The following is a 19,621-nucleotide window of genomic DNA, read 5'->3' on the forward strand; positions in this document are numbered from 1 at the left end:
CAGAGCCGACACCGAAGCATCCACACCGACCCCCGACCGGCCCAGCCGAGCACCGCGCGGGGGCCGACACCTGGGACGGCTCGCCCGGACGCTGCCCCAGGGCCCGGCCCGCAGGTTTCCCCACGTGGCTCACCCGCTGCCAGATCCGCCCGGGGCAACAGAGCCGGTGGCCGGGCCCAGGCAAGCAGGCCGCTCCCCCACGCCACCCAGCCCACTCCCGCCCCTCATCGCGGCAGAGCCGACACCGAAGCATCCACACCGACCCCCGACCGGCCCAGCCGAGCACCGCGCGGGGGCCGACACCTGGGACGGCTCGCCCGGACGCTGCTCCAGGGCCGACGCCCGAGCCCGGACCGGCGGGTTTGCCAGACCTGCTCGCTGCAACGATGTCGACGGCCAGGCCCAGGCGAACGAACCGCTCCCCCACGCCACCGGACCCGTCCCCCGTCGCGACATGGCCGACGCCGAGGCGCGGACACCAACCAGCCTCAGCCGAGCACCGCACGGGAGCCGACGCCCGGGGCGGCTCGTCCGGACCGGCGGGTGTGTCCGTGTCGGTCCGTACGACGGAACCCGTGGCCGGGGTCAGGGAAGCAAGTTGCCGCGTTTTGAGAGGAGGAACTTCTTGAACGCGGCCACCGGTGGGGTGTCCGGGTGGCCGTCCAGCCAGGCGACGCCGATCTCCCGTACCGCCCGCGGGGCCGTCACCGTCAGTTCCACCACGCCCGGGCGCGGAACCGCGGGCGGCGGCAGGAGGGCCACTCCGAGACCCGCCGCCACCAGCCCCCGGAGGGTCTCCGCCTCCTCCCCCTCGAAGGCGATCCGGGGCTTGAAGCCCGCCTCCTTGCACACGGCGTCGGTGATGCGGCGCATGCCGTAGCCGGGCTCCAGGGTGACGAATGCCTCGTCGGCGGCCTCCACGAGCCGGATCCGGCGGCGGCCCGCGAGCCGGTGGTCCGCGGGCACGACCAGGCGGAGCTTCTGCTCGTCCAGGCGGCGCGCCACCAGGTCGGGGGCGTCGGGGACCGGCGAGGTCAGACAGAGGTCGAGTTCGCCCGCGCGCAGCCGCTCCAGCATGGCCTCGCCGTAGTTCTGGACCAGACTGAAGCGCACGCGCGGATGGTCGGCGCGGAACGCGTGGATGAGGCCGGGTACCGTCTCGGCGCCCATGGTGTGCAGAAAGCCGAAGGCGACCTTCCCGGAGGCCGGGTCGGCGTCGGCACGCACCTCGTCGGCCGCCCGCCCGATCTCGGCCAGGGCGCGTTCGACGGAGGCGAGGAAGGTGCGGCCGGCCGGGGTGAGCGAGAGGGTCCGGCCACGGCGCGCGAAGAGGTCGACGCCGAGGTCCTGTTCGAGGCGGACCATGGCCCGGGAGAGGGTGGACTGCGGGACCTGTGCCTCCAGCGCGGCCCGCGTCACATGCTCGGTACGGGCGACCGCGGCGAAGTAGGCGAGCCGCGGCGCGAGCAGCTTCGCCATGTCGGTCATGTCTTCTGCGTCACTCGACGATGACAGGCGAGGCTGTGGCCTTGACTGATGCACCATGGGAACGATTATGCCGTTTCCATGCATTGGACGGATGAGCGACCGGCTCCGTAGCTTCGAAGCATGTCTCCCGCCAGTACCGAGGCGTCCACCGAGGTGGGCGCCGCCCCGACCGCTTCCGACTCCGTACCCACCTCCACCTCCGTGCCCACCGCCGCACCCGCCTCCGTACCCACCGCGGTACCCGCCTTCGCTCCGGCCGCGGACTCCGACTCCCGTCTCACCCCGGGCGGCCCCGGCTATCGCCGGATGAGCTTCGCCCTCTTCCTCGCCGGGGTCGCGACCTTCGCGCTCCTCTACTCCACGCAGGCCCCACTGCCGCTGATCTCCGGCGAGTTCGGGGTGACGGCGAGCGAGGCGAGCTGGACGGTGGCGGCCGCGACCGGCGGTCTGGCGCTCTTCGTGCTGCCGATGAGCGCCCTGTCGGAACGTTTCGGCCGTCGTACGGTGATGACCGCCTCGCTGGCGGTGGCGGTGTCCGTCGGCCTGCTGGTCCCGTTCGCCCCCTCGCTGGGCGTGCTGGTGGCGCTGCGGGCGGTGCAGGGCGCCGCGCTGGCCGGGCTGCCCGCCTCGGCGACGGCGTACCTGGCCGAGGAGGTCCGGCCACGAGCGCTGATCACGGCGATCGGACTGTTCGTCGCGGGCAACAGCGTCGGCGGGATGAGCGGCCGGATCGTCACCGGCTGGGTCGCCCAGGAGTGGGGCTGGCGGGTCGCGCTCGGCGTGATCGGCCTGATCGCGGTGGGCTGCGCGGTGGCGTTCCGGATGCTGCTGCCGACGCCGAGGCACTTCAAGCAGGGCTCGCTGCGACCGCGCGTCCTGGCGCGCGCGGTCCGCGACCACCTGGCGAGCCCGCTGCTGCGGCGTCTGTACGCGATCGGCGCACTGTTCATGACGGTGTTCGGCGGCGTGTACACGATGATCGGCTACCGGCTGACGGAGGCGCCGTTCGGGCTGCCGCAGGGCATCGTCGGCTCGATCTTCCTGGTGTACCTGGTCGGCACGGTGTCGGCGTCGACGGCGGGCCGGCTGGTCGTCCGCCTCGGCCGACGGGGCGCACTGTATCTGGCGGGCGGCACGACCGCGGCGGGCCTGCTGCTGTCCCTGGTGCCCTCGCTGCCCCTGGTCCTGCTGGGCCTGGTGCTGATCACGGCGGGCTTCTTCGCGGGGCACACGGCGGCGTCCTCGGCGGTCGGCAAGACGGCGACGCACGGCCGGGCACAGGCCGCTGCCCTGTACCAGTCGGCGTACTACATCGGCTCCAGCGCGGGCAGCACCGTGGGCGCCGTCGCCTTCCACGCGAGCGGCTGGGCCGGAACGGTCGGGGTCGGGGTGCTCGCGGTCGTCGGCGTCGTGACGATCACGGCCTTCGGCTCCCGCGCGGCCCGGCTCGCCGCCCGGAACGAACCGGTGCCGGCCACCCACTGACGTCCGGCCCACCGGTTCCGGCCACCCGCTGACGTCCGGACCTGGGCGTTTGTGGGCTCGGGGGGCCGTTGTCAGTGGGCTGCGTTGACGCCCTCTCCTGCCCGAGGGCAGGAGATTCCGGTCAGTACCGCTTCGCGGTACCACCTCGGGTTCCTGTTTCACGGGCCACTGCCGTCCGGTGAGGGACGGTCTTACACGGCCTCCGCAGGCCTGACTTCCCGCCCGTCCGGCGGTAGGCCCGGCAACTCCGTTGCCGGGCAAGGCGATTCTAGCCGTGCCGCTGCGGCCCTTCGGGCCGCTACGGGCAGGATGCCCTACACCTCCGCCCTGAAGGGTGGAGCACTGGGCAAGTGTTCGGTAGCTTCCGAGGTGCTGGGTGCAAAGACGCGCGAACAGGAACGGCCACAGGGGTGGGTGGACAATGAGCGACAGCACGGCGACGACGGATCTCGACGTCGCACTGGAGAAGCACCGGGTCGAGCTGACCGGCTACTGCTACCGCATGCTCGGGTCCTCCTTCGAGGCCGAGGACGCCGTGCAGGACACCCTGGTCCGCGCCTGGCGGAGCTACGAGAAGTTCGAGGGCCGCTCCAGCCTCCGCTCCTGGCTGTACCGGATCGCGACGAACGTCTGCCTGGACATGCTGACAGCGGGCAACAAGCGGGCGCGGCCCATGGACCTGACCGATGCGGCACCGCTCGCCCAGGCGGCCCTCACCCCCCGCCCGGACCACACCTGGCTGGAGCCGATGCCGGACGCCCGCGTACTGCCCACCGTCGGCGACCCGGCGGAAGCCGCCGTCGCCAAGGAGTCGGTCCGGCTGGCCTTCATGGCTGCCCTGCAGCAACTGCCGCCCAAGCAGCGGGCGGTACTGATCCTGCGCGAGGTGCTGGCCTGGCGGGCGAGCGAGGTCGCCGAGCTGCTCGGCACCACGGTGGCATCCGTCAACAGCGCCTTGCAGCGGGCGCGCGCGACGCTCGCCGAGCGGGAGAGCCGGGGCGCCGAGGCGGCCGTCTCCGACCCGCTGGACGAGGAGCAGCGAAGACTCCTGGAGCGCTATGTGAAGGCGTTCGAGGGGTACGACATGACGGCGCTCACGGCCCTGCTCCACGAGGACGCCGTCATGACGATGCCGCCGTTCGACCTGTGGCTGCGCGGCCCGGCCGACATGACCGGCTTCATGACCACCCTCGGCGCCGCCTGCGCGGGTTCCCGCCTGCGGCCGGTCGAGGCCAACGGCCTGCCGGCCTTCGCGCAGTACAAGCCGGACCCGGAGAAGGGCGGTTTCAGCCCCTGGGCGGTGCAGGTGCTGGAGGTGTCAGAGGGCCGGATCACCGGTCTGCACTGCTACCTCGACACCGCTCGCTGGTTCCCCCTGTTCGACCTGCCGCTCCATCTGGAAGCGGAGGCCGACGAGATCGAGGAGGGCGCGTAGCGCGGGGTCGGCGTCCCGCAGCCGTATCCGCCCGCCGGCCCTGCGGGCGGTCAGCTCCAGCCGGGCCAGCAGATCCACGGCCCCGAGCCCCGGCGGCCCGAGCCCGCCCACGTCCACGACGACGATCCCCAGCCCGGTGGCCTCCAACAGCCCCCGCAGATCGTCACAGAGCCCCGTCACCTCGTCCCGGGCGACGGGGCTGGTCAGCACGAGCACGGCCGGTGTCCTGGCATCCACGTACTGTCAGACCGCCCGAACACCTCCAACTCATCGGCGCCCAGGGGCGTTACCGCGGGGTGGGGAACTCGCCGGTGTCGAGCGTGACTCCGAACGGCTCCGGCAGCTCGACGGGATCACCGAACTTCACGGCGCTCAGAACCCGGTAGACATCGCCCTTCGGCTCTCCGTAGAGCGTCACGGTGGGACCGCCGGGGGCCCAGCGGTCGACGAGCAGGTAGAACGGGATGCCCGCGGTGGCGTAGGCGGCGGGCTTGCTGACGCGGTCGTGGCGGGCGTCGGTGGTGGCAGTGATCTCGACGACAAGTTCAGCGAGGGAGGCCGGAACGTGGGTGTCCACTTTCAGGTACTCCCTTCTCAGGCACTCCCTCTCCGAGATGACCACGATGTCCGGGAGGAGCATGCCCTCACGTGCAGGTACGACAGTGGCCAGCCGCTGATAGAGACCCCAGTCCCCGGGGATCACGGAGTACAGGCAGCCCTGGATGAGTGACGCGATCAGGCAGTGATGGTTCGAGGGACGAGGCTGCACCGTGATGATCCCCTCGATGATCTCCACCTTGCTGCCCTCGGGCCATTCCATCTCCGCCCATAACCGCACCAGGTCGTCCCAGCCCTGACCGGGGTCGTGCTTGGTGGTGGGTGCCCCCATGGTGGTCTCCTGTCGTGCGTCACCTCGATACGTCACCGATCCCAGCACGCCGAACGGGACCGGCGCCCGTCCACCGATCCCGTTCACCCGAACGAGGAAACCCCAGGTCAGGCGATACGTTCCAGCACCACGGGCGACGCCGTGAAGGCCGTACCCGGCGCCGCGATGTCGTAGGAACCCTCGATCGCCCGGAGCGCGTACTCGAAGCGCTCGGGGGTGTCCGTGTGCAGGGTGAGCAGGGGGGCGCCCTCGGTCACCTCGTCGCCCGGCTTGGCGTGCAGTTCGATGCCGGCCGCCGCCTGCACGGGGTCCTCCTTGCGGGCGCGGCCCGCGCCGAGGCGCCAGGCGGCGACGCCGATGTCGTAGGCGTCGAGGCGGGTGAGGACACCGCCGGCCGGGGCCGTGACGACATGCTGTTCGCGCGATGTGGGCAGCGGGGCGTCGGGGTCGCCGCCCTGGGCCGCGATCATCCGGCGCCAGACGTCCATGGCGGAGCCGTCGGCCAGCGCCTTCGCCGGGTCGGCGTCCGTGATGCCCGCCGCGGCCAGCATCTCCCGGGCCAGCGCGAGGGTCAGCTCCACCACGTCCGCGGGGCCGCCGCCGGCCAGCACCTCGACGGACTCGCGGACCTCCAGGGCGTTGCCGGCCGTACGGCCGAGCGGGGTCGCCATGTCCGTGAGGAGCGCGCTGGTCCGCACCCCGTGGTCGGTGCCGAGGCCGACCATGGTCGAGGCCAGTTCGCGGGCGTCCTCGATCGTCTTCATGAAGGCGCCGGTGCCGACCTTGACGTCCAGGACCAGCGAGCCGGTGCCCTCGGCGATCTTCTTCGACATGATCGAGGAGGCGATCAGCGGGATCGCCTCGACCGTGCCGGTGACGTCCCGCAGCGCGTACAGCTTCCGGTCCGCGGGGGCGAGTCCGTCGCCCGCCGCGCAGATCACCGCTCCGGTGGTGTCGAGGACGTGCAGCATCTCCTCGTTGGAGAGCAGCGCCCGCCAGCCCGGGATGGACTCCAGCTTGTCGAGGGTGCCGCCGGTGTGGCCGAGGCCGCGGCCGGACAGCTGGGGCACGGCGGCCCCGCAGGCCGCGACCAGCGGCGCCAGCGGCAGCGTGATCTTGTCGCCGACGCCGCCGGTGGAGTGCTTGTCGGCGGTCGGCCGGGACAACGCGGAGAAGTCCATGCGCTCGCCGGAGGCGATCATCGCGGCGGTCCAGCGGGCGATCTCCCGCCGGTTCATGCCGTTGAGCAGGATGGCCATCGCGAGCGCGGACATCTGCTCGTCGGCGACGTCCCCGCGGGTGTAGGCGTCGATGATCCAGTCGATCTGCTCGTCGGTCAGCTCTCCGCGGTCCCGCTTGGTACGGATGACGGAGACGGCGTCCATGGCCATGGCCTTCCTTCCGGGGTTGCGCAGCGGTGCCGCCCCCCTGAGTGAAGTCAGGTGCGGCCCCCTTGAGCGAAGTCAAAGGGGCCGCACGGGAGTTACTTGGTGAGGTGGTCGGGGCCGAATGCCTGGGGCAGCATCCGCGACAGCGGCAGGACGCCGTCGGGGGTGTCCATGAGCAGGCCGGGTCCGCCGAACTCGTACAGCAGTTGGCGGCAGCGGCCGCACGGCACGAGCAGGGCGCCCGTGCCGTCCACGCAGGTGAAGTGCGTGAGCCGGCCGCCCCCGGTGCGCCGCAGTTCGGAGACCAGCCCGCATTCGGCGCACAGGCCGAGACCGTAGGAGGCGTTCTCGACGTTGCAGCCCGAGACCGTGCGCCCGTCGTCGACCAGGGCCACCGCCCCGACCGGATAGCCCGAGTAGGGGGCGTACGCGTGGGACATGACCGCCCGCGCCTCGGCGCGCAGCGCCTCCCAGTCGACGGCGGCGGGCCCGGTCACTTGCCCTGTCCCTTCCGGTACGGCAGGCCGTCCGCCTTCGGCATCCGCAGGGACTGCGCGGACAGCGACAGCACGAGCAGGGTGACCAGGTACGGGGTGGCGGTGACGAGCTGGCGCGGGACCTCGTTGGTGGTGGCGTACCAGACGAACATCAGGGCCGCGACCACGGCGGTGACGACGGCCGGGACGTACTTCTTCTGCCAGGCGAGGTAGGCCGCGCCGAACACCAGCAGGATGGCGAGGAGCAGGATCAGCGCGTGCACATTCACCGTGCCGCCGCGCAGGTTGAGGCTGTCGGTGTAGCCGAACAGGCCGGCGCCCAGCGCGAGGCCGCCCGGCATCCAGTTGCCGAAGATCATCGCGGCGAGGCCGATATAGCCGCGGCCGGCGGTCTGGCCGTCCAGGTACACATTCGAGGCGACGATGGACAGGAAGGCGCCGCCGAGGCCCGCGAAGCCGCCCGAGATGATCACCGCGAGGTACTTGTACTTGTAGACGTTGACGCCGAGGGACTCGGCCGCCACCGGGTTCTCGCCGCAGGAGCGCAACCGCAGGCCGAAGGCCGTGCGCCACAGCACCCACCAGCTGATCGGCACCAGCGCCACCGCGATGACGGTGAGCGGCGACAGGTCGGTGACCAGCCCGCCGAGCAGTCCCGCGATGTCCGAGACGAGGAACCAGTGCTTCTGGTTGAGGGTGTCCAGCCAGCCGGACAGGCCGGGGATGTCGAAGGTGCCCGGCGAGCTGATCGGCGGTGACTGCTTGGCGGAGCCCTGCGGCGCGTCGGCGAAGGTGAACTTCGACAGATAGCGGGTGGTGCCGAGGGCGAGGATGTTGAGGGCCACACCGGAGACGATGTGGTTGACGTTGAAGGTGACGGTGGCGATGGCGTGCAGCACGGCGCCGAGGGCGCCGCCGATCACACCGAAGAGCACACCGGTCCACGGGCCCCACTGGTAGCCGGCCCAGGCGCCGAACCAGGTGCCGAGGATCATCATGCCTTCGAGGCCGATGTTGACGACGCCGGAGCGTTCGGCCCACAGTCCGCCGAGGCCCGCGAGCCCGATCGGTACGGCGAGACGCAGGGCGGTGGACATCTGGCCGGTCGAGGTGATGCCGTCCGCGCCGGTGACGAGGCGGACGATCGACGTCAGCACCAGGACGCCCGCGATGACCAGCAGGAGTACCGGGAGCGACAGGCGGCGGCTGCCCCGGGCGGGCTGCTTGGCCTTCGGCTTCGCGACGGTCGCGGTGCTCATCAGGCCGCCACCTCTTCCTTCTTGACGTTCTGGGCGGCGGCGGCCAGCTCGGCACCGACCCGGCGCTGCTGGCGGCGCAGACCCCACTGGCGTACGGCCTCGTAGGAGATGACGACGGCGAAGACGGTGAGGCCCTGCATGATCGTGGCGATCTCCTTCTCGTACGCCACCGGGGTCGCGTAGTCGAGGGCGGGCGATGCCTTGTCGAGGAAGGCCCACAGCAGGGCGGCGAGGGCGATGCCGCCGGGGTTGTTGCGGCCGAGCAGGGCGATGCCGATGGCGGTGAAGCCGAGGCCCGCCGGGAAGCTCAGGCTGTAGGTGTGGGTGTCGCCGAGCAGCAGCGGCAGGCCGGACAGGCCCGCGACCGCGCCGGAGATCAGCATGGAGGTCAGCACCATCCGCTTGGCGTTGACGCCGGAGGCCGCGGCGGCGGTCTCGGAGGCGCCGGTGGCGCGCAGGTCGAAGCCGAACCGGGTGCGGTTGAGGACGATCCAGTACAGGACGCCCAGCAGCAGGGCAAGGAAGACCAGGCCGTAGATCTCGCCGACGTCGGCGCCCAGGTCGATGCCGGGGAACCAGCCGGACTTCTCCATGACGCCGGTCGTCATGTTGTTGCCGACCTGGACGCCCCAGACGTCGGCGAGGGTGACATAGCCGATGAGGGAGGTCGCGATGGAGTTCAGCATGATCGTGGCGACCACCTCGCTGACGCCCCGGGTGACCTTCAGGACACCCGCGATACCGGCCCAGAAGGCGCCGGTGAACATGGCGACCAGCAGGAGCAGCGGTATCTGCAGGAAGCCCGGCAGGGCGACGTTCGCGCCGACGACGGCGGTCATCACCGCGGCGAGCCGGTACTGGCCGTCGACACCGATGTTGAACAGGTTCATCCGGAAGCCGAGGGCGACCGCGAGGGCGGCGATGTAGTACAGGGACGCCTGGTTGATGATCAGGACCTGGATGTCCGAGTACGGCAGCTGCTCCAGCATCAGCCGGTACGGCTCGACCGGGTTCTTCCCCGAGGCGAGCAGCACGGTCGAGGTCAGCGCGATCGCGAGGACGAGCGCGATGACCGGTCCGGCCACCGCGAGGAGCACCCGCTCCTTGTCGAACTTCTTCATCGGGCCTCGTCCTCCGGACCGGCGCTCGGGTGTTCGAGGTGACCGGAGGCGGCACCCGTCATGGCCGAGCCCAGTTCCTCGGGGGTGATGGTGGCCGGGTCGGCGTCCGCGACCAGCCTGCCGTCGTAGATCACCCGCAGGGTGTCCGACAGGCCGATCAGCTCGTCCAGGTCGGCGGAGATCAGCAGCACGGCCAGTCCCTCGCGGCGGGCCTCGCGGATGCGGTCCCAGATCTGCGCCTGGGCGCCCACGTCGACGCCGCGGGTGGGGTGGGCGGCGATCAGGAACTTCGGGTCGTGGCTCATCTCCCGGCCGACGATCAGCTTCTGCTGGTTGCCGCCGGACAGGGAGGCCGCGGTGACGTCGATACCGGGGGTGCGGACGTCGTACGCCTCGATGATCCGGCGGGTGTCGGCCTGGGCGCCCTTGGGGTCGAGCCAGATGCCCTTGGCGTTGGGCTGCTCGGTGACATGGCCGAGGATGCGGTTCTCCCACAGCGGGGATTCCAGGAGCAGGCCCTGGCGGTGGCGGTCCTCGGGGATGTAGCCGACGCCGGACTCGCGGCGCCTGCGGGTGGGCCAGGGGGTGATGTCCTCGCCCAGGAAGCTGATCCGGCCCAAGTCGGCGTTCCTGGTGCCGATCAGCGCGTCGATCAGCTCGGTCTGCCCGTTGCCCTCGACACCGGCGATGCCCATGATCTCGCCCGCGCGGATGGTGAAGGAGACATCGTCGAGGACGCGCTTGGCCTCGCTGCTGCCCGCGAAGGCGGTGAGCCCCTCGCCGGCCGGCTCGGCGTCCGCGCCGAGGGAGCTGCCGGCGGCGTGCACGGTGAGGTGCTCGACCGCCAGCACGACCCGGTCGGTGACGGTGGACTCGGCGGTCTGAGGAGTGGGCAGTTCGCTGCCGACCATCATCTCGGCGAGCTGACGCGAGGTGGTCTCGGCGGGGATCGCGGTGCCGACCGTCGTACCGCGCCGGATGACGGTGATGTCGTCCGCGACGGACAGCACCTCGCCGAGCTTGTGCGAGATGAAGATGACGGACAGGCCCTCGGCCTTCAGTTCCCGCAGGTTGTCGAAGAGCGCGTCGACCTCCTGCGGTACGAGGACGGCGGTGGGCTCGTCGAGGATCAGGGTCCGGGCGCCGCGGTAGAGGACCTTGAGGATCTCCACCCGCTGTCGGTCGGCGACGCCGAGGTCCGCCACCAGCGCGTCCGGGCGTACGCCCAGCCCGTACCGGTCGGAGATCTCCTTGATCTTCTTGCGGGCGGCGCCGCCGATGCCGTACAGCTTCTCGCTGCCGAGCGCGACGTTCTCCAGGACGGTCAGGTTGTCCGCCAGCATGAAGTGCTGGTGGACCATGCCGATGCCGCGGGCGATGGCGTCGGCGGGGCTGCCGAAGGCGACCTGCTCGCCGTCGACGGCGATGGTGCCCTCGTCCGGCTTCTGCATGCCGTAGAGGATCTTCATCAGGGTCGACTTGCCGGCGCCGTTCTCGCCGACGAGGGCGTGCACGGTGCCCTTGCGGACGGTGAGATGGATGTCGTGGTTGGCGACGACACCCGGGAATCGTTTGGTGATGCCCGCGAGCTCGACCGCGGTGGTCGACACAGCGGTGGTCGACACAGCGGTGAGCGGAGGGCTGCTGGACGCGTCGATGGCGCACTCTCCTCGGGAAAAGGGCCGCTCTACGCGCATAGCGCCCCTACTACACATAGGGCTCGGAACCGATCGAATTTTTCGCGTTCGATCCGTTCCGAGCATTCTGCCCTGCGAGCGGGGCATGGACAGGTCATCCTCCCCGCACCCCGTTCCATGGCCGTAACGCTGCCATGTCCATGGCCGTAACGCTGCCATCACAGCGCTCTTTTGACCATGCCCCGGACAACGCCAGGGCCCCTCGGTCAGGAGGTCTTGACCTGGATGCTGCCGTTCTTGATGCCGTCCTCGGCCTTCTTGAGCGCGGCCTGGAGACCGGCGTCGCCCTTGAAGACCGGGTTGGTGTCCGCGAGGCCCACGCCGCCGTTGTCGAGGGCGCCGCGGATCTCGCCCGAGAGCGGCTTCTTGTCCTTGATCACGGACTTGGCGAGGTCGTACACCGCGCCCTCGACGTTCTTCAGCGCCGAGGTCAGGATGTGGTCCTTGTACTTGGCCAGCGCGGACTGCGCGTACTGGTCGGAGTCGACGCCGATCGCCCAGACCTTGTGCTCGGCCGCGGCCTTGATGACGCCCTGGCCGGAGAGTCCGGCCGCGTGGTAGACGACATCGGCACCGGCGTCGATCTGGCCGTTCGCGGCGTTCTCGCCCTTGTCGGGGCTGGAGAAGCCGCCCTCCTGGGCCGTCTCGGTCAGATACTGCTTCTCGATCTTGATCTTCGGCTTGACGGACTGCGCGCCCTGCACGAACCCGGCCTCAAACTTGTGGATCAGCGGAATGTCCACACCACCGACAAAGCCGATGTGGTCCTTCTTCGTGGTCCTGGCCGCCGTCACACCCGCCAGATACGACGCCTGCTCCTCATGGAAGACCATGTCGGCGACGTTCTTCGCCTTGATGGTGTCGTCATCGACGATGCCGAAGGTGACCTTCGGATACTTCGCCGCGACCTCCTTCACCGCCGGGGCATAGGAGTAACCGACCCCGATGATCGGGTCGTAACCCTGCTTGGCCAGCGTCTCCAGGCGCTGCGCCTTGTCCGCGTCGGACTCACCGTCCTGCGGCTCGATGTCCCGCCCGCCGACGCCGAACTCCTTCTCGGCCTTCTGGAAGCCGGCATAGGCGGCGTCGTTGAACGACTGGTCACCCTTGCCGCCGACGTCGTACGCCAGACCGATGCCCTTGGACTCCCCGCCGCCCTTGGACGAGGTGGACGAGCTGCCGCAGGCGGAAACGGTGACGGCGAGAGCTGCGGTGGCAACGCCTGCAACCGCGATACGGGACACCCGGCGCATGGTACGACACTCCTTTGTGCAAGCGCCCATACCAGGCGCTGATTCCGCCGCAGCGTAACGCGCGTAGACCAGACGGAAAACCCCTTCTGTCCGGTCCGTTATCGAGCTGTGGCCGCAGTCGACGGCCACCATGACACACAGCGATGCGCCCCTTGCGGCAGGCAAGGGGCGCACGCTGCGACGATGTCCGCGCGGCCCGGCCGGCCGCGGTCGACTCCGTGGGATCACTGGGTGTTGACGGTGACCTTGCCGTCGATGATGTCCTGCTTGGCCTTGTCCACGGCGGTGACGACATCCGTCATCGCCTTGTACTTCGGGTTGCTGTCGGAGAAGCCCACCCCGCCCGACGCGAGGTCGCCGCGCACCTCACCGCTGAGCGGCTTGCCCTCGACCACGGACTTGGCGAGGTCGTACACGGCACCGCCGACGTTCTTCAGGGCCGATCCGAGGACGTAGTCCTTGTACTCGGCCAGCGCGGACTGCGTGTACTGGTCGGAGTCGACGCCGATCGCCCACACCTTGTGCTCGGCCGCGGCCTGGATGACGCCCTGGCCGGAGAGTCCCGCCGCGTGGTAGATGACGTCCGCGCCCGCCTCGACCTGACCGTTGGCCGCGTCCTTGCCCTTGTCGGGGCTGGAGAAGCCGCCCTCCTGGGCCGTCTGCGTCAGATACTGCTTCTCGATCTTGATCTTCGGGTCGATGGACTTCGCGCCCTGCACGAACCCGGCCTCAAACTTGTGGATCAGCGGAATGTCCACACCACCGACAAAGCCGATGTGGTCCTTCTTCGTGGTCTTGGCCGCGGCCACACCCGCCAGATACGACGCCTGCTCCTCATGGAAGACCATGTCGGCGACGTTCTTCGCCTTGATGGTGTCGTCATCGATGATCCCGAAGGTGACCTTCGGATACTTCGCCGCGACCTCCTTCACCGCCGGGGCATAGGAGTAGCCGACGCCGATGATCGGGTCGTAGCCCTGCTTGGCCAGCGTCTCCAGCCGCTGCACCTTGTCCGCGTCGGACTCACCGTCCTGCGGCTCGATGTCCCGCCCGCCGATCTTGAATTGCTTCTCCGCCTTCTGGAAGCCGGCGTAGGCGGCGTCGTTGAACGACTGGTCGCCCTTGCCACCGATGTCGTACGCGAGGCCGATGCCCTTGCCCGAGTAGGTGCCGTCATCGGACGAGCCCGCGGAATCGCTGCTGGACTTGCCGCATCCGGCGGCCGCGAGGGCGACGACCGCGACGGTCACCGCGACTTGGGAGAACGTGGTCCTCCGAGAGATCAGACGCACAGCAAGCACCCCTTCGTCCCCACGGCACCGTCACCGGTCCGCTTCTTCCCCAACGTGCCGCCTCTGGTGGCGATTTCGGCGCACAGTAACGCGCGTAGAAGGGGAGGGGAACGGGATTGCACCCGGCCGTTATCGATTCGTGCCGCCCCTGGGCCACCACCCCGCACCACGGGTTACATCCGGGTGACACAAGGGGACGAAGGGGTGCCGATCCGACATCCGAACCGACACTCGATCCGGCACCCAATCGGGCACCCGATCGGGCACCCCTTCGATCCGCGGGCCGCTACCGTCCCGCGTCCAGCAGGGCGGCGGCGGTGAACAATTCCACGCCCACCGCGATGGCGTACTCGTCCACGTCGAAGTCGCCCTGGTGCAGATCGCGCACCTGGCGCTCCCCGGGCGGTCGCACGCCGAGCCGGGCCATGGCCCCCGGCACATGCTCCAGATACCAGGAGAAGTCCTCGCCGCCGAGGCTCTGCTCGGTGCCCTCGACGGACTCCGCGCCGCGCCGCGCGATCATGGCGTCCCGCAGGAGTTCGGTCACCGCCGGGTCGTTGACGACGGGCGGCACCCCGCGCACATAGGTGATCTCCGACTTCGCCCCGTGCAGCGTCGCGATCTCGTCGATGGCGGCGTGCACCACGTCGGGCGCCAGTCGCCAGGCCGCGAGGTCCAGGCAGCGCACCGTACCCGACAGTTCGGCATGCTGCGGGATCACGTTCGGCGCATGCCCCGACTCGATCCGCCCCCAGGTCACGGCGAGCCCACCGCGGCTGTCCACCCGCCGGGCCACCAGCGCGGGCACATCGATGGCGACCCGGGAAGCGGCGGTCACCAGGTCGGTGGTGAGATGAGGCCGGGCGGTGTGCCCACCGGGCCCGTCGAGGGCCACCTCCAGCCGGTCGCAGGCGCTGGTGATCGCGCCCTGCCGCAGCCCGATCCGCCCGGCGTCCACGCGTGGGTCGCAGTGCACCGCGATGATCCGCCCCACCCCGTCGAGCACGCCGACCTCGATGATGTCGGCGGCACCGCCGGGCAGCACCTCCTCGGCGGGCTGGAAGATCAGCCGGACGGGCCGCGGCAGCAGTCCCTGCCGGTGCAGCTCGGCGAGGACCAGTCCGGTCCCCAGCACCACGGTGGTGTGCACATCATGCCCACAGGCGTGGGCGCGGTCCGGCACGGTCGACCGGTAGGCGCACTCGCTCTTGGTGTCCGGGATGGGCAGGGCGTCGATGTCGGCCCGCAGGGCGAGGACGGGCCCGGGGGTAGGCCCGGAGGGGGAGGCGGGCCCGGGGGCAGAAGCGGGCCCGGAGGTGGAGGCGGGCCCGGGGGCGGCCCCCTCCCCCACACCGATGTCACAGACGAGGCCGGTTCCGAGGGGCAGGACGCGGGGTGCGAGCCCGGCCTGCTCCAGCCGGGCCTTGATCGCCGCGGTCGTACGGAACTCCTGGTTGCCGAGTTCGGGGTGCATGTGCAGGTCACGCCGGAACGCCACCAGCTCGGCGTGGAGGGCCTCGCTCAGCGTGCCGGGGAGCACCGCATCCTCGGGAAGATCGGCCTCGGACTCTGTGGACATCAGTTGGTTCACCCTCTGAAGGGTATGCCGACCGGCCGGTCAACTTCCCCTCGATCAACAAAACTTCAGCCCGTCAGGCGAAAAAATTCTGACCACTGGCCGCATAGCTGTCGACAAAGGTGGGTAAACTCGCTCGCCCATCGGCCGTGTCGATCATGAACCCGACGGTTTCTCCCTCCACGGATACCACGCCCGGCCGCCGCCGGACCCGGGCGTCCACTGACCGAAACGGCCGCCCCGGGTGCCCCGGCACCGGTAGCCTGCGCCGACGTGACCGACTCCGCCCCGGATTTCCTCCAGGCCACCCGTTCCGCCTACGACACCATCGCCCGGGACTACACGGCCCGGGTCCCGGACGGGCTCGGGGAGAGCCCGCTGGATGTGGCCCTGCTCACCGCCTTCGCCGAACTGGTCCGGGCGAACGGCCCGGCCCCGGTCGCCGACCTCGGCAGCGGCCCCGGCTACGTCACCGCCCGGCTGCACGCGCTCGGCGTGCCGGTGTTCGGGATCGACATCTCCCCGCGCATGGTCGCCCTGGCCCGCGCGGCGCACCCCGGCATCCGCTTCCATGTCGGCTCGATGACCCACCTGGACCTGCCGGACCAGACCCTCGGCGGCGCGCTAGCACTCCACTCGACCATCCATATCCCCGACGACCACCTGCCGACCGCGTTCGCAGAGATCCACCGCACGCTGGTGCCCGGCGGCCAAGTACTGCTGGGCTTCCAATCGGGGGACGAGGACGGCCGTACGCGCCTGACCGAGCGCTTCGGCCACGCGATCACCCTCGACTGCCACTGGCGCACCCCGGAGACCGTCGCCGCTCTGCTCACGGAGGCCGGCCTGGAGCCCCACGCGCGTGTGGTGCGGGAGCCCGAGGCGGGGGCCGGTGCCAAGTCGAGGGCCGGGGCCGAGCAGAAACTCCCCCGGGCCTTCGTCCTGGCCCGCAAGCCGGGGGCGGCATAGCCCGCGGGGCCGGGGCTCAGCGCACCGGGAAGCCGAAGGAGCGGCCCTGCTCCTTGAGCCGGGGGAGGATCCGGCGCAGGGCCTCGACGGTCTGGGAGCGGTCGCCGCCCGCGTCGTGGAAGAGGAGCGTCGGCCCACCCGGCAGTTCCCGCTCCACGGTGGCGACGATGGCGTCCGTGCCCGGCCGTTCGAAGTCCTTGGTGTCCACGTTCCAGCCGAGTGGGCGCATGCCGTGGGAGGCGGCCAGCTTGCGGCTGTAGGGGGTAAAGGCCCCGCCGGGCGCCCGGTAGTACATCGGCCGGACACCCCCGGACGCCTTGGTGATCATGCGTTCGGCGTCGAGTATCTGCTGCGACTGGTATGCCTGGGACTTGGTGTCCATGGTGGTGTCGTGGGACACCGTGTGGTCGCACAGCCGGTGACCGGCGGCGACGACCTTCTTCACGAGGTCCGGATGGGCCTGCGCCTGTGTCCCGACCATGCAGAACGTGGCCTTCACCCCGTACTCCCGGAGCACATCAAGCACTTGAGGAGTCCACACGGGGTCGGGGCCGTCGTCGATGGTGATGTTGACGCCGCGCTCCCCCTTGTCCGAGGCATGCGCGATGGTCACCTCCACCGGTGTGACGTCGCCGCCCGGTGCGGCCGACTTGGAGGCATGCGGCGACGGGCTGCCGACGGGACCGGCCTGCGCGGTCCATACCGAGGCACCGGCGGCCAGCATCGTCACCCCGAGCGCCGCCCCGACCAGCTTGCCGTACCAACCCCGCTTGGCCCCGTGCCGTGTCATCCCGGCCCCGCTTTCCCATAGTTGCTCGCCGGTCCGTGGTCACCTTCCCACCACATGACTGGACGAGGGACGGCGCCCAGGGGATCCGTCTGTTACCGATCGCGGACACTTCCGGGGGAGTTCGCGGACAACTCGGTTGCGATGAGCCGCCCTTGGTCGGCCGCCGCAAGTGCACACCATACGTACGTGCCTCGGTCCCCGAACCTCGCGGAGGGACGCCCGCCCATCCTCCAACTCGTCTTCCTGTACTGGGGGTTGAGGCGACGGCGGAGGCTCGGCATCCGTGTCCCATTGTTGGCCGACGTTCTGAGTCGGCAGGTGTGAGCGCCTCCTTGTCGCCCTCGTTGATGAGGAAGGCGGTCACCATCGCGAGCTTCAGACCCGCCCCGCCGGATGAGAACCAAGCGGTTCCGCCGCAGCGCGGGCGTCGTGACCGTTGCGGCGCAGCGGCTGCGCGTGCCGATCGCCGGCATCGGCGGATGGCCCGGCCGGCTCGAGTCACTCACCGCGGCCGAGCGCGAAGCGCTCGCTCGGGCCGCACGGAGACCGACCGCGGAGTCCGTTGTCATCGGCCGGCCGTCCGATGAGGACGCGCGTCTCATCGGCTCGGCCGGCACCTCCCCGTTCGCCTGCGGGACACCTGCCCGTATGCCCGCGCCACCGCTCATGGGGCCGCGGCGTACGCGACGTCAACCCGCGGCGTGCGTGGGGAGTATGGCCCCGAACGTCCCCTCCGGGGGCGATTCTCATCCAACCGACACCCGGACGTGGTGTGGAAACAAGTGCACGGCCGCCCCTCGATACTCCCCTTCCTCTGAGGCCACAAGGCAAGGGAGTACACATGGCACACCTCGCACATGAGCAGGCGATACGAGCAGCGGCAGCGCGTCTGGGCCGCCGCCGTTTCCTCACCGTCGGCGGAGCCGCCGCCGCGCTCGCGTTCACCACCAACCTGCCCGCCGCCCAGGCCGCGGAGATACGCACCGGCTCGCTCACCGACAACCCCTTCACCCTCGGCGTCGCCTCCGGCGATCCGCTGCCGGGCGCCGTCGTGCTGTGGACCAGACTCGCGCCCCGGCCGTACGAGCCGGGGAACGGGCTGCCCGAGGAGGGCACCATCCCGGTCCGGTGGGAGCTCGCCCACGACGACCGCTTCCGGCGGATCGCCCGGCACGGGACCGCCGCCGCGCACGCCGAGTTCAACTACACCGTCCACGTGGACGCCAAGGGCCTCGACCCCGACCGCGTCTACTGGTACCGCTTCCGGGCCGGCACCTGGACCAGCCCGGTCGGCCGCACCCGTACCGCCCCCGCGCGCGGCGCCCGGGTGCGGGAGGGCCGCTTCGGCCTGGCGTCCTGCTCGGCGTACCACTACGGCTACTTCACCGCCTACCGGCATCTGGCGGGCGAGGACCTGGACGCCGTCTTCCACGTCGGCGACTACCAGTACGAGTACGCGGTCGACGCGGTCGGCGGCGCCCGCAACTACACCGACCGCACCGTGCCCGAGATCTTCAACCGGGAGACCGTCACGCTGGAGGACTACCGGCTGCGTTACGCGCTGTACAAGTCCGACGAGGACCTCCAGGCCGCGCACGCCGCCTTCCCCTGGTACGTCACCTGGGACGACCACGAGACCGAGAACAACTACGCGGGCGACATCGACGAGAACGAGGACCCGCCCGCCGAGTTCCTGATCCGCCGGGCCGCCGCGTACCGGGCGTACTGGGAGAACATGCCGCTGCGCATGCCGCAGCGGCCCGACGGGCCCGATATGCGGCTCTACCGGCGCTTCCACTACGGCCGACTTGCCCAGTTCGACATCCTGGACACCCGCCAGTACCGCTCCAACCAGGCGTACGGCGACGGCTGGCAGTACCCCGGCCCCGAGTCCGAGGACCCCGCGCGCACCCTCACCGGCGCCGCCCAGGAGCGCTGGCTGCTCGATGGCTTCCGGCGCTCCACCGCCACCTGGAACGTCCTCCCGCAGCAGGTCACCTTCTCGCAGCGGAAGAACACCACGGACGCCCGCTCCAAGTTCTCGATGGACGCCTGGGACGGCTACCCGGCCTCCCGGGCCCGCATCCTGGACGGCGTGGAACGGGCGGGCATCGAGAACTTCGTGGTGCTCACCGGCGATGTCCACGTCCACTACGCCCTCGACATCAAGAAGGACTTCAACGACCCGGCCTCCCGGACCGTGGGCGTGGAGTTCGTCGGCACGTCGATCACCAGCGGGAAGGACGGGGCCGAGAAGCCGGCCAACTGGTCGACGTACCTCGCCGCCAACCCGCACATGAAGTTCTACAACGGGCGGCGCGGCTATGTGACGGTCACGCTCGACGCGCACCAGGCGCGCGCCGACTACAAGACGGTCTCCGCCGTCACCACCCCGGGCGCACCGCTCACCACGGCCGCATCCTTCGTCTCCGAGGCCGGCAACCCCGGTCTTCACCAGGTCTGAGGGGCGGCGGGGGGGTGG

General features: G+C 70.6%; 16 protein-coding genes. 4 read left to right on the top strand and 12 right to left on the bottom strand.

Annotated features, from left to right (window positions below; all coding sequences use genetic code 11):
• Window positions 1-585: 585 nt before the first annotated feature.
• On the bottom strand, window positions 586-1,545 hold the full coding sequence (locus ACWEKM_RS02975; RefSeq protein ID WP_451619383.1) for a LysR family transcriptional regulator: 960 nt from the start codon (window positions 1,543-1,545) through the stop codon (window positions 586-588).
• A 63-nt stretch (window positions 1,546-1,608) separates the two neighbouring features.
• On the opposite strand from ACWEKM_RS02975, the gene ACWEKM_RS02980 reads away from it, so the two are divergent.
• Both ACWEKM_RS02980 and ACWEKM_RS02985 read left to right on the top strand, forming a co-directional pair.
• Window positions 1,609-2,973: an MFS transporter gene (locus tag ACWEKM_RS02980; protein WP_451619384.1), complete on the top strand. Its 1,365-nt coding sequence runs from the start codon at window positions 1,609-1,611 to the stop codon at window positions 2,971-2,973.
• 421 nt (window positions 2,974-3,394) lie between these two features.
• Window positions 3,395-4,408 carry a sigma-70 family RNA polymerase sigma factor gene (locus tag ACWEKM_RS02985; protein WP_451619385.1) on the top strand — a complete coding sequence of 338 codons (1,014 nt, stop codon included), beginning with the start codon at window positions 3,395-3,397 and terminating at the stop codon, window positions 4,406-4,408.
• Here ACWEKM_RS02985 and ACWEKM_RS02990 read toward each other — a convergent pair.
• The 10 genes from ACWEKM_RS02990 to ACWEKM_RS03035 all read right to left on the bottom strand — a co-directional run bounded on the left by ACWEKM_RS02990 (window position 4,292) and on the right by ACWEKM_RS03035 (window position 15,383).
• Entirely contained in the window at window positions 4,292-4,624 is a 333-nt protein-coding gene (locus tag ACWEKM_RS02990; RefSeq protein ID WP_451619386.1) for an STAS domain-containing protein, read from the bottom strand. The two genes, ACWEKM_RS02985 and ACWEKM_RS02990, sit on opposite strands and share 117 nt — an antisense overlap.
• 70 nt (window positions 4,625-4,694) lie before the next feature.
• Window positions 4,695-5,297 (bottom strand): Uma2 family endonuclease, encoded by a 603-nt coding sequence (locus ACWEKM_RS02995; RefSeq protein WP_451619387.1) that lies wholly within the window; start codon window positions 5,295-5,297, stop codon window positions 4,695-4,697.
• 107 nt (window positions 5,298-5,404) lie between these two features.
• Complete coding sequence (locus ACWEKM_RS03000; protein ID WP_451619388.1) at window positions 5,405-6,688, bottom strand: thymidine phosphorylase; 1,284 nt, start codon at window positions 6,686-6,688, stop codon at window positions 5,405-5,407.
• A 92-nt stretch (window positions 6,689-6,780) separates the two neighbouring features.
• Window positions 6,781-7,182, bottom strand: a complete 402-nt coding sequence (locus ACWEKM_RS03005) for a cytidine deaminase (protein ID WP_451619389.1) — start codon at window positions 7,180-7,182, stop codon at window positions 6,781-6,783.
• Window positions 7,179-8,441, bottom strand: coding sequence for an ABC transporter permease (locus tag ACWEKM_RS03010; protein WP_451619390.1), 1,263 nt, complete (start codon window positions 8,439-8,441; stop codon window positions 7,179-7,181). Before ACWEKM_RS03010 ends, ACWEKM_RS03005 begins: the two co-directional genes overlap by 4 nt.
• Window positions 8,441-9,562 (bottom strand): ABC transporter permease, encoded by a 1,122-nt coding sequence (locus ACWEKM_RS03015; RefSeq protein WP_451619391.1) that lies wholly within the window; start codon window positions 9,560-9,562, stop codon window positions 8,441-8,443. Before ACWEKM_RS03015 ends, ACWEKM_RS03010 begins: the two co-directional genes overlap by 1 nt.
• Complete coding sequence (locus ACWEKM_RS03020) at window positions 9,559-11,259, bottom strand: ABC transporter ATP-binding protein (RefSeq protein WP_451619392.1); 1,701 nt, start codon at window positions 11,257-11,259, stop codon at window positions 9,559-9,561. The genes ACWEKM_RS03015 and ACWEKM_RS03020 overlap by 4 nt, the downstream gene beginning before the upstream one ends.
• 206 nt (window positions 11,260-11,465) lie before the next feature.
• Window positions 11,466-12,512 (bottom strand): BMP family lipoprotein, encoded by a 1,047-nt coding sequence (locus ACWEKM_RS03025; RefSeq protein ID WP_451619393.1) that lies wholly within the window; start codon window positions 12,510-12,512, stop codon window positions 11,466-11,468.
• Between the two features lie 224 nt (window positions 12,513-12,736).
• On the bottom strand, window positions 12,737-13,804 hold the full coding sequence (locus tag ACWEKM_RS03030; RefSeq protein WP_451619394.1) for a BMP family lipoprotein: 1,068 nt from the start codon (window positions 13,802-13,804) through the stop codon (window positions 12,737-12,739).
• 286 nt (window positions 13,805-14,090) lie between these two features.
• Entirely contained in the window at window positions 14,091-15,383 is a 1,293-nt protein-coding gene (locus ACWEKM_RS03035) for an amidohydrolase (protein ID WP_451619395.1), read from the bottom strand.
• 270 nt (window positions 15,384-15,653) lie between these two features.
• On the opposite strand from ACWEKM_RS03035, the gene ACWEKM_RS03040 reads away from it, so the two are divergent.
• Window positions 15,654-16,349, top strand: a complete 696-nt coding sequence (locus tag ACWEKM_RS03040; RefSeq protein ID WP_451619396.1) for a class I SAM-dependent DNA methyltransferase — start codon at window positions 15,654-15,656, stop codon at window positions 16,347-16,349.
• A 16-nt stretch (window positions 16,350-16,365) separates the two neighbouring features.
• On the opposite strand, the gene ACWEKM_RS03045 is transcribed toward ACWEKM_RS03040, so the two are convergent.
• Complete coding sequence (locus ACWEKM_RS03045) at window positions 16,366-17,139, bottom strand: polysaccharide deacetylase family protein (RefSeq protein WP_451619397.1); 774 nt, start codon at window positions 17,137-17,139, stop codon at window positions 16,366-16,368.
• Window positions 17,140-17,980: 841 nt separating this feature from the next.
• Between ACWEKM_RS03045 and ACWEKM_RS03050 the strand changes: the two genes are divergently transcribed.
• Entirely contained in the window at window positions 17,981-19,603 is a 1,623-nt protein-coding gene (locus tag ACWEKM_RS03050) for an alkaline phosphatase D family protein (protein WP_451619398.1), read from the top strand.
• Window positions 19,604-19,621 lie beyond the last annotated feature (18 nt).

The sequence above is a fragment of the Streptomyces sp. NPDC004752 genome (assembly GCF_053601275.1).

Coding starts and splice junctions, on each gene's coding strand:
- ACWEKM_RS02975 (WP_451619383.1), bottom strand. CDS start 1,545: ATGGTGCATCAGTCAAGGCCACAGCCTCGCCTGTCATCGTCGAGTGAC.
- ACWEKM_RS02980 (WP_451619384.1), top strand. CDS start 1,609: ATGTCTCCCGCCAGTACCGAGGCGTCCACCGAGGTGGGCGCCGCCCCG.
- ACWEKM_RS02985 (WP_451619385.1), top strand. CDS start 3,395: ATGAGCGACAGCACGGCGACGACGGATCTCGACGTCGCACTGGAGAAG.
- ACWEKM_RS02995 (WP_451619387.1), bottom strand. CDS start 5,297: ATGGGGGCACCCACCACCAAGCACGACCCCGGTCAGGGCTGGGACGAC.
- ACWEKM_RS03000 (WP_451619388.1), bottom strand. CDS start 6,688: ATGGCCATGGACGCCGTCTCCGTCATCCGTACCAAGCGGGACCGCGGA.
- ACWEKM_RS03010 (WP_451619390.1), bottom strand. CDS start 8,441: ATGAGCACCGCGACCGTCGCGAAGCCGAAGGCCAAGCAGCCCGCCCGG.
- ACWEKM_RS03015 (WP_451619391.1), bottom strand. CDS start 9,562: ATGAAGAAGTTCGACAAGGAGCGGGTGCTCCTCGCGGTGGCCGGACCG.
- ACWEKM_RS03020 (WP_451619392.1), bottom strand. CDS start 11,259: ATGCGCGTAGAGCGGCCCTTTTCCCGAGGAGAGTGCGCCATCGACGCG.
- ACWEKM_RS03025 (WP_451619393.1), bottom strand. CDS start 12,512: ATGCGCCGGGTGTCCCGTATCGCGGTTGCAGGCGTTGCCACCGCAGCT.
- ACWEKM_RS03035 (WP_451619395.1), bottom strand. CDS start 15,383: ATGTCCACAGAGTCCGAGGCCGATCTTCCCGAGGATGCGGTGCTCCCC.
- ACWEKM_RS03045 (WP_451619397.1), bottom strand. CDS start 17,139: ATGACACGGCACGGGGCCAAGCGGGGTTGGTACGGCAAGCTGGTCGGG.
- ACWEKM_RS03050 (WP_451619398.1), top strand. CDS start 17,981: ATGGCACACCTCGCACATGAGCAGGCGATACGAGCAGCGGCAGCGCGT.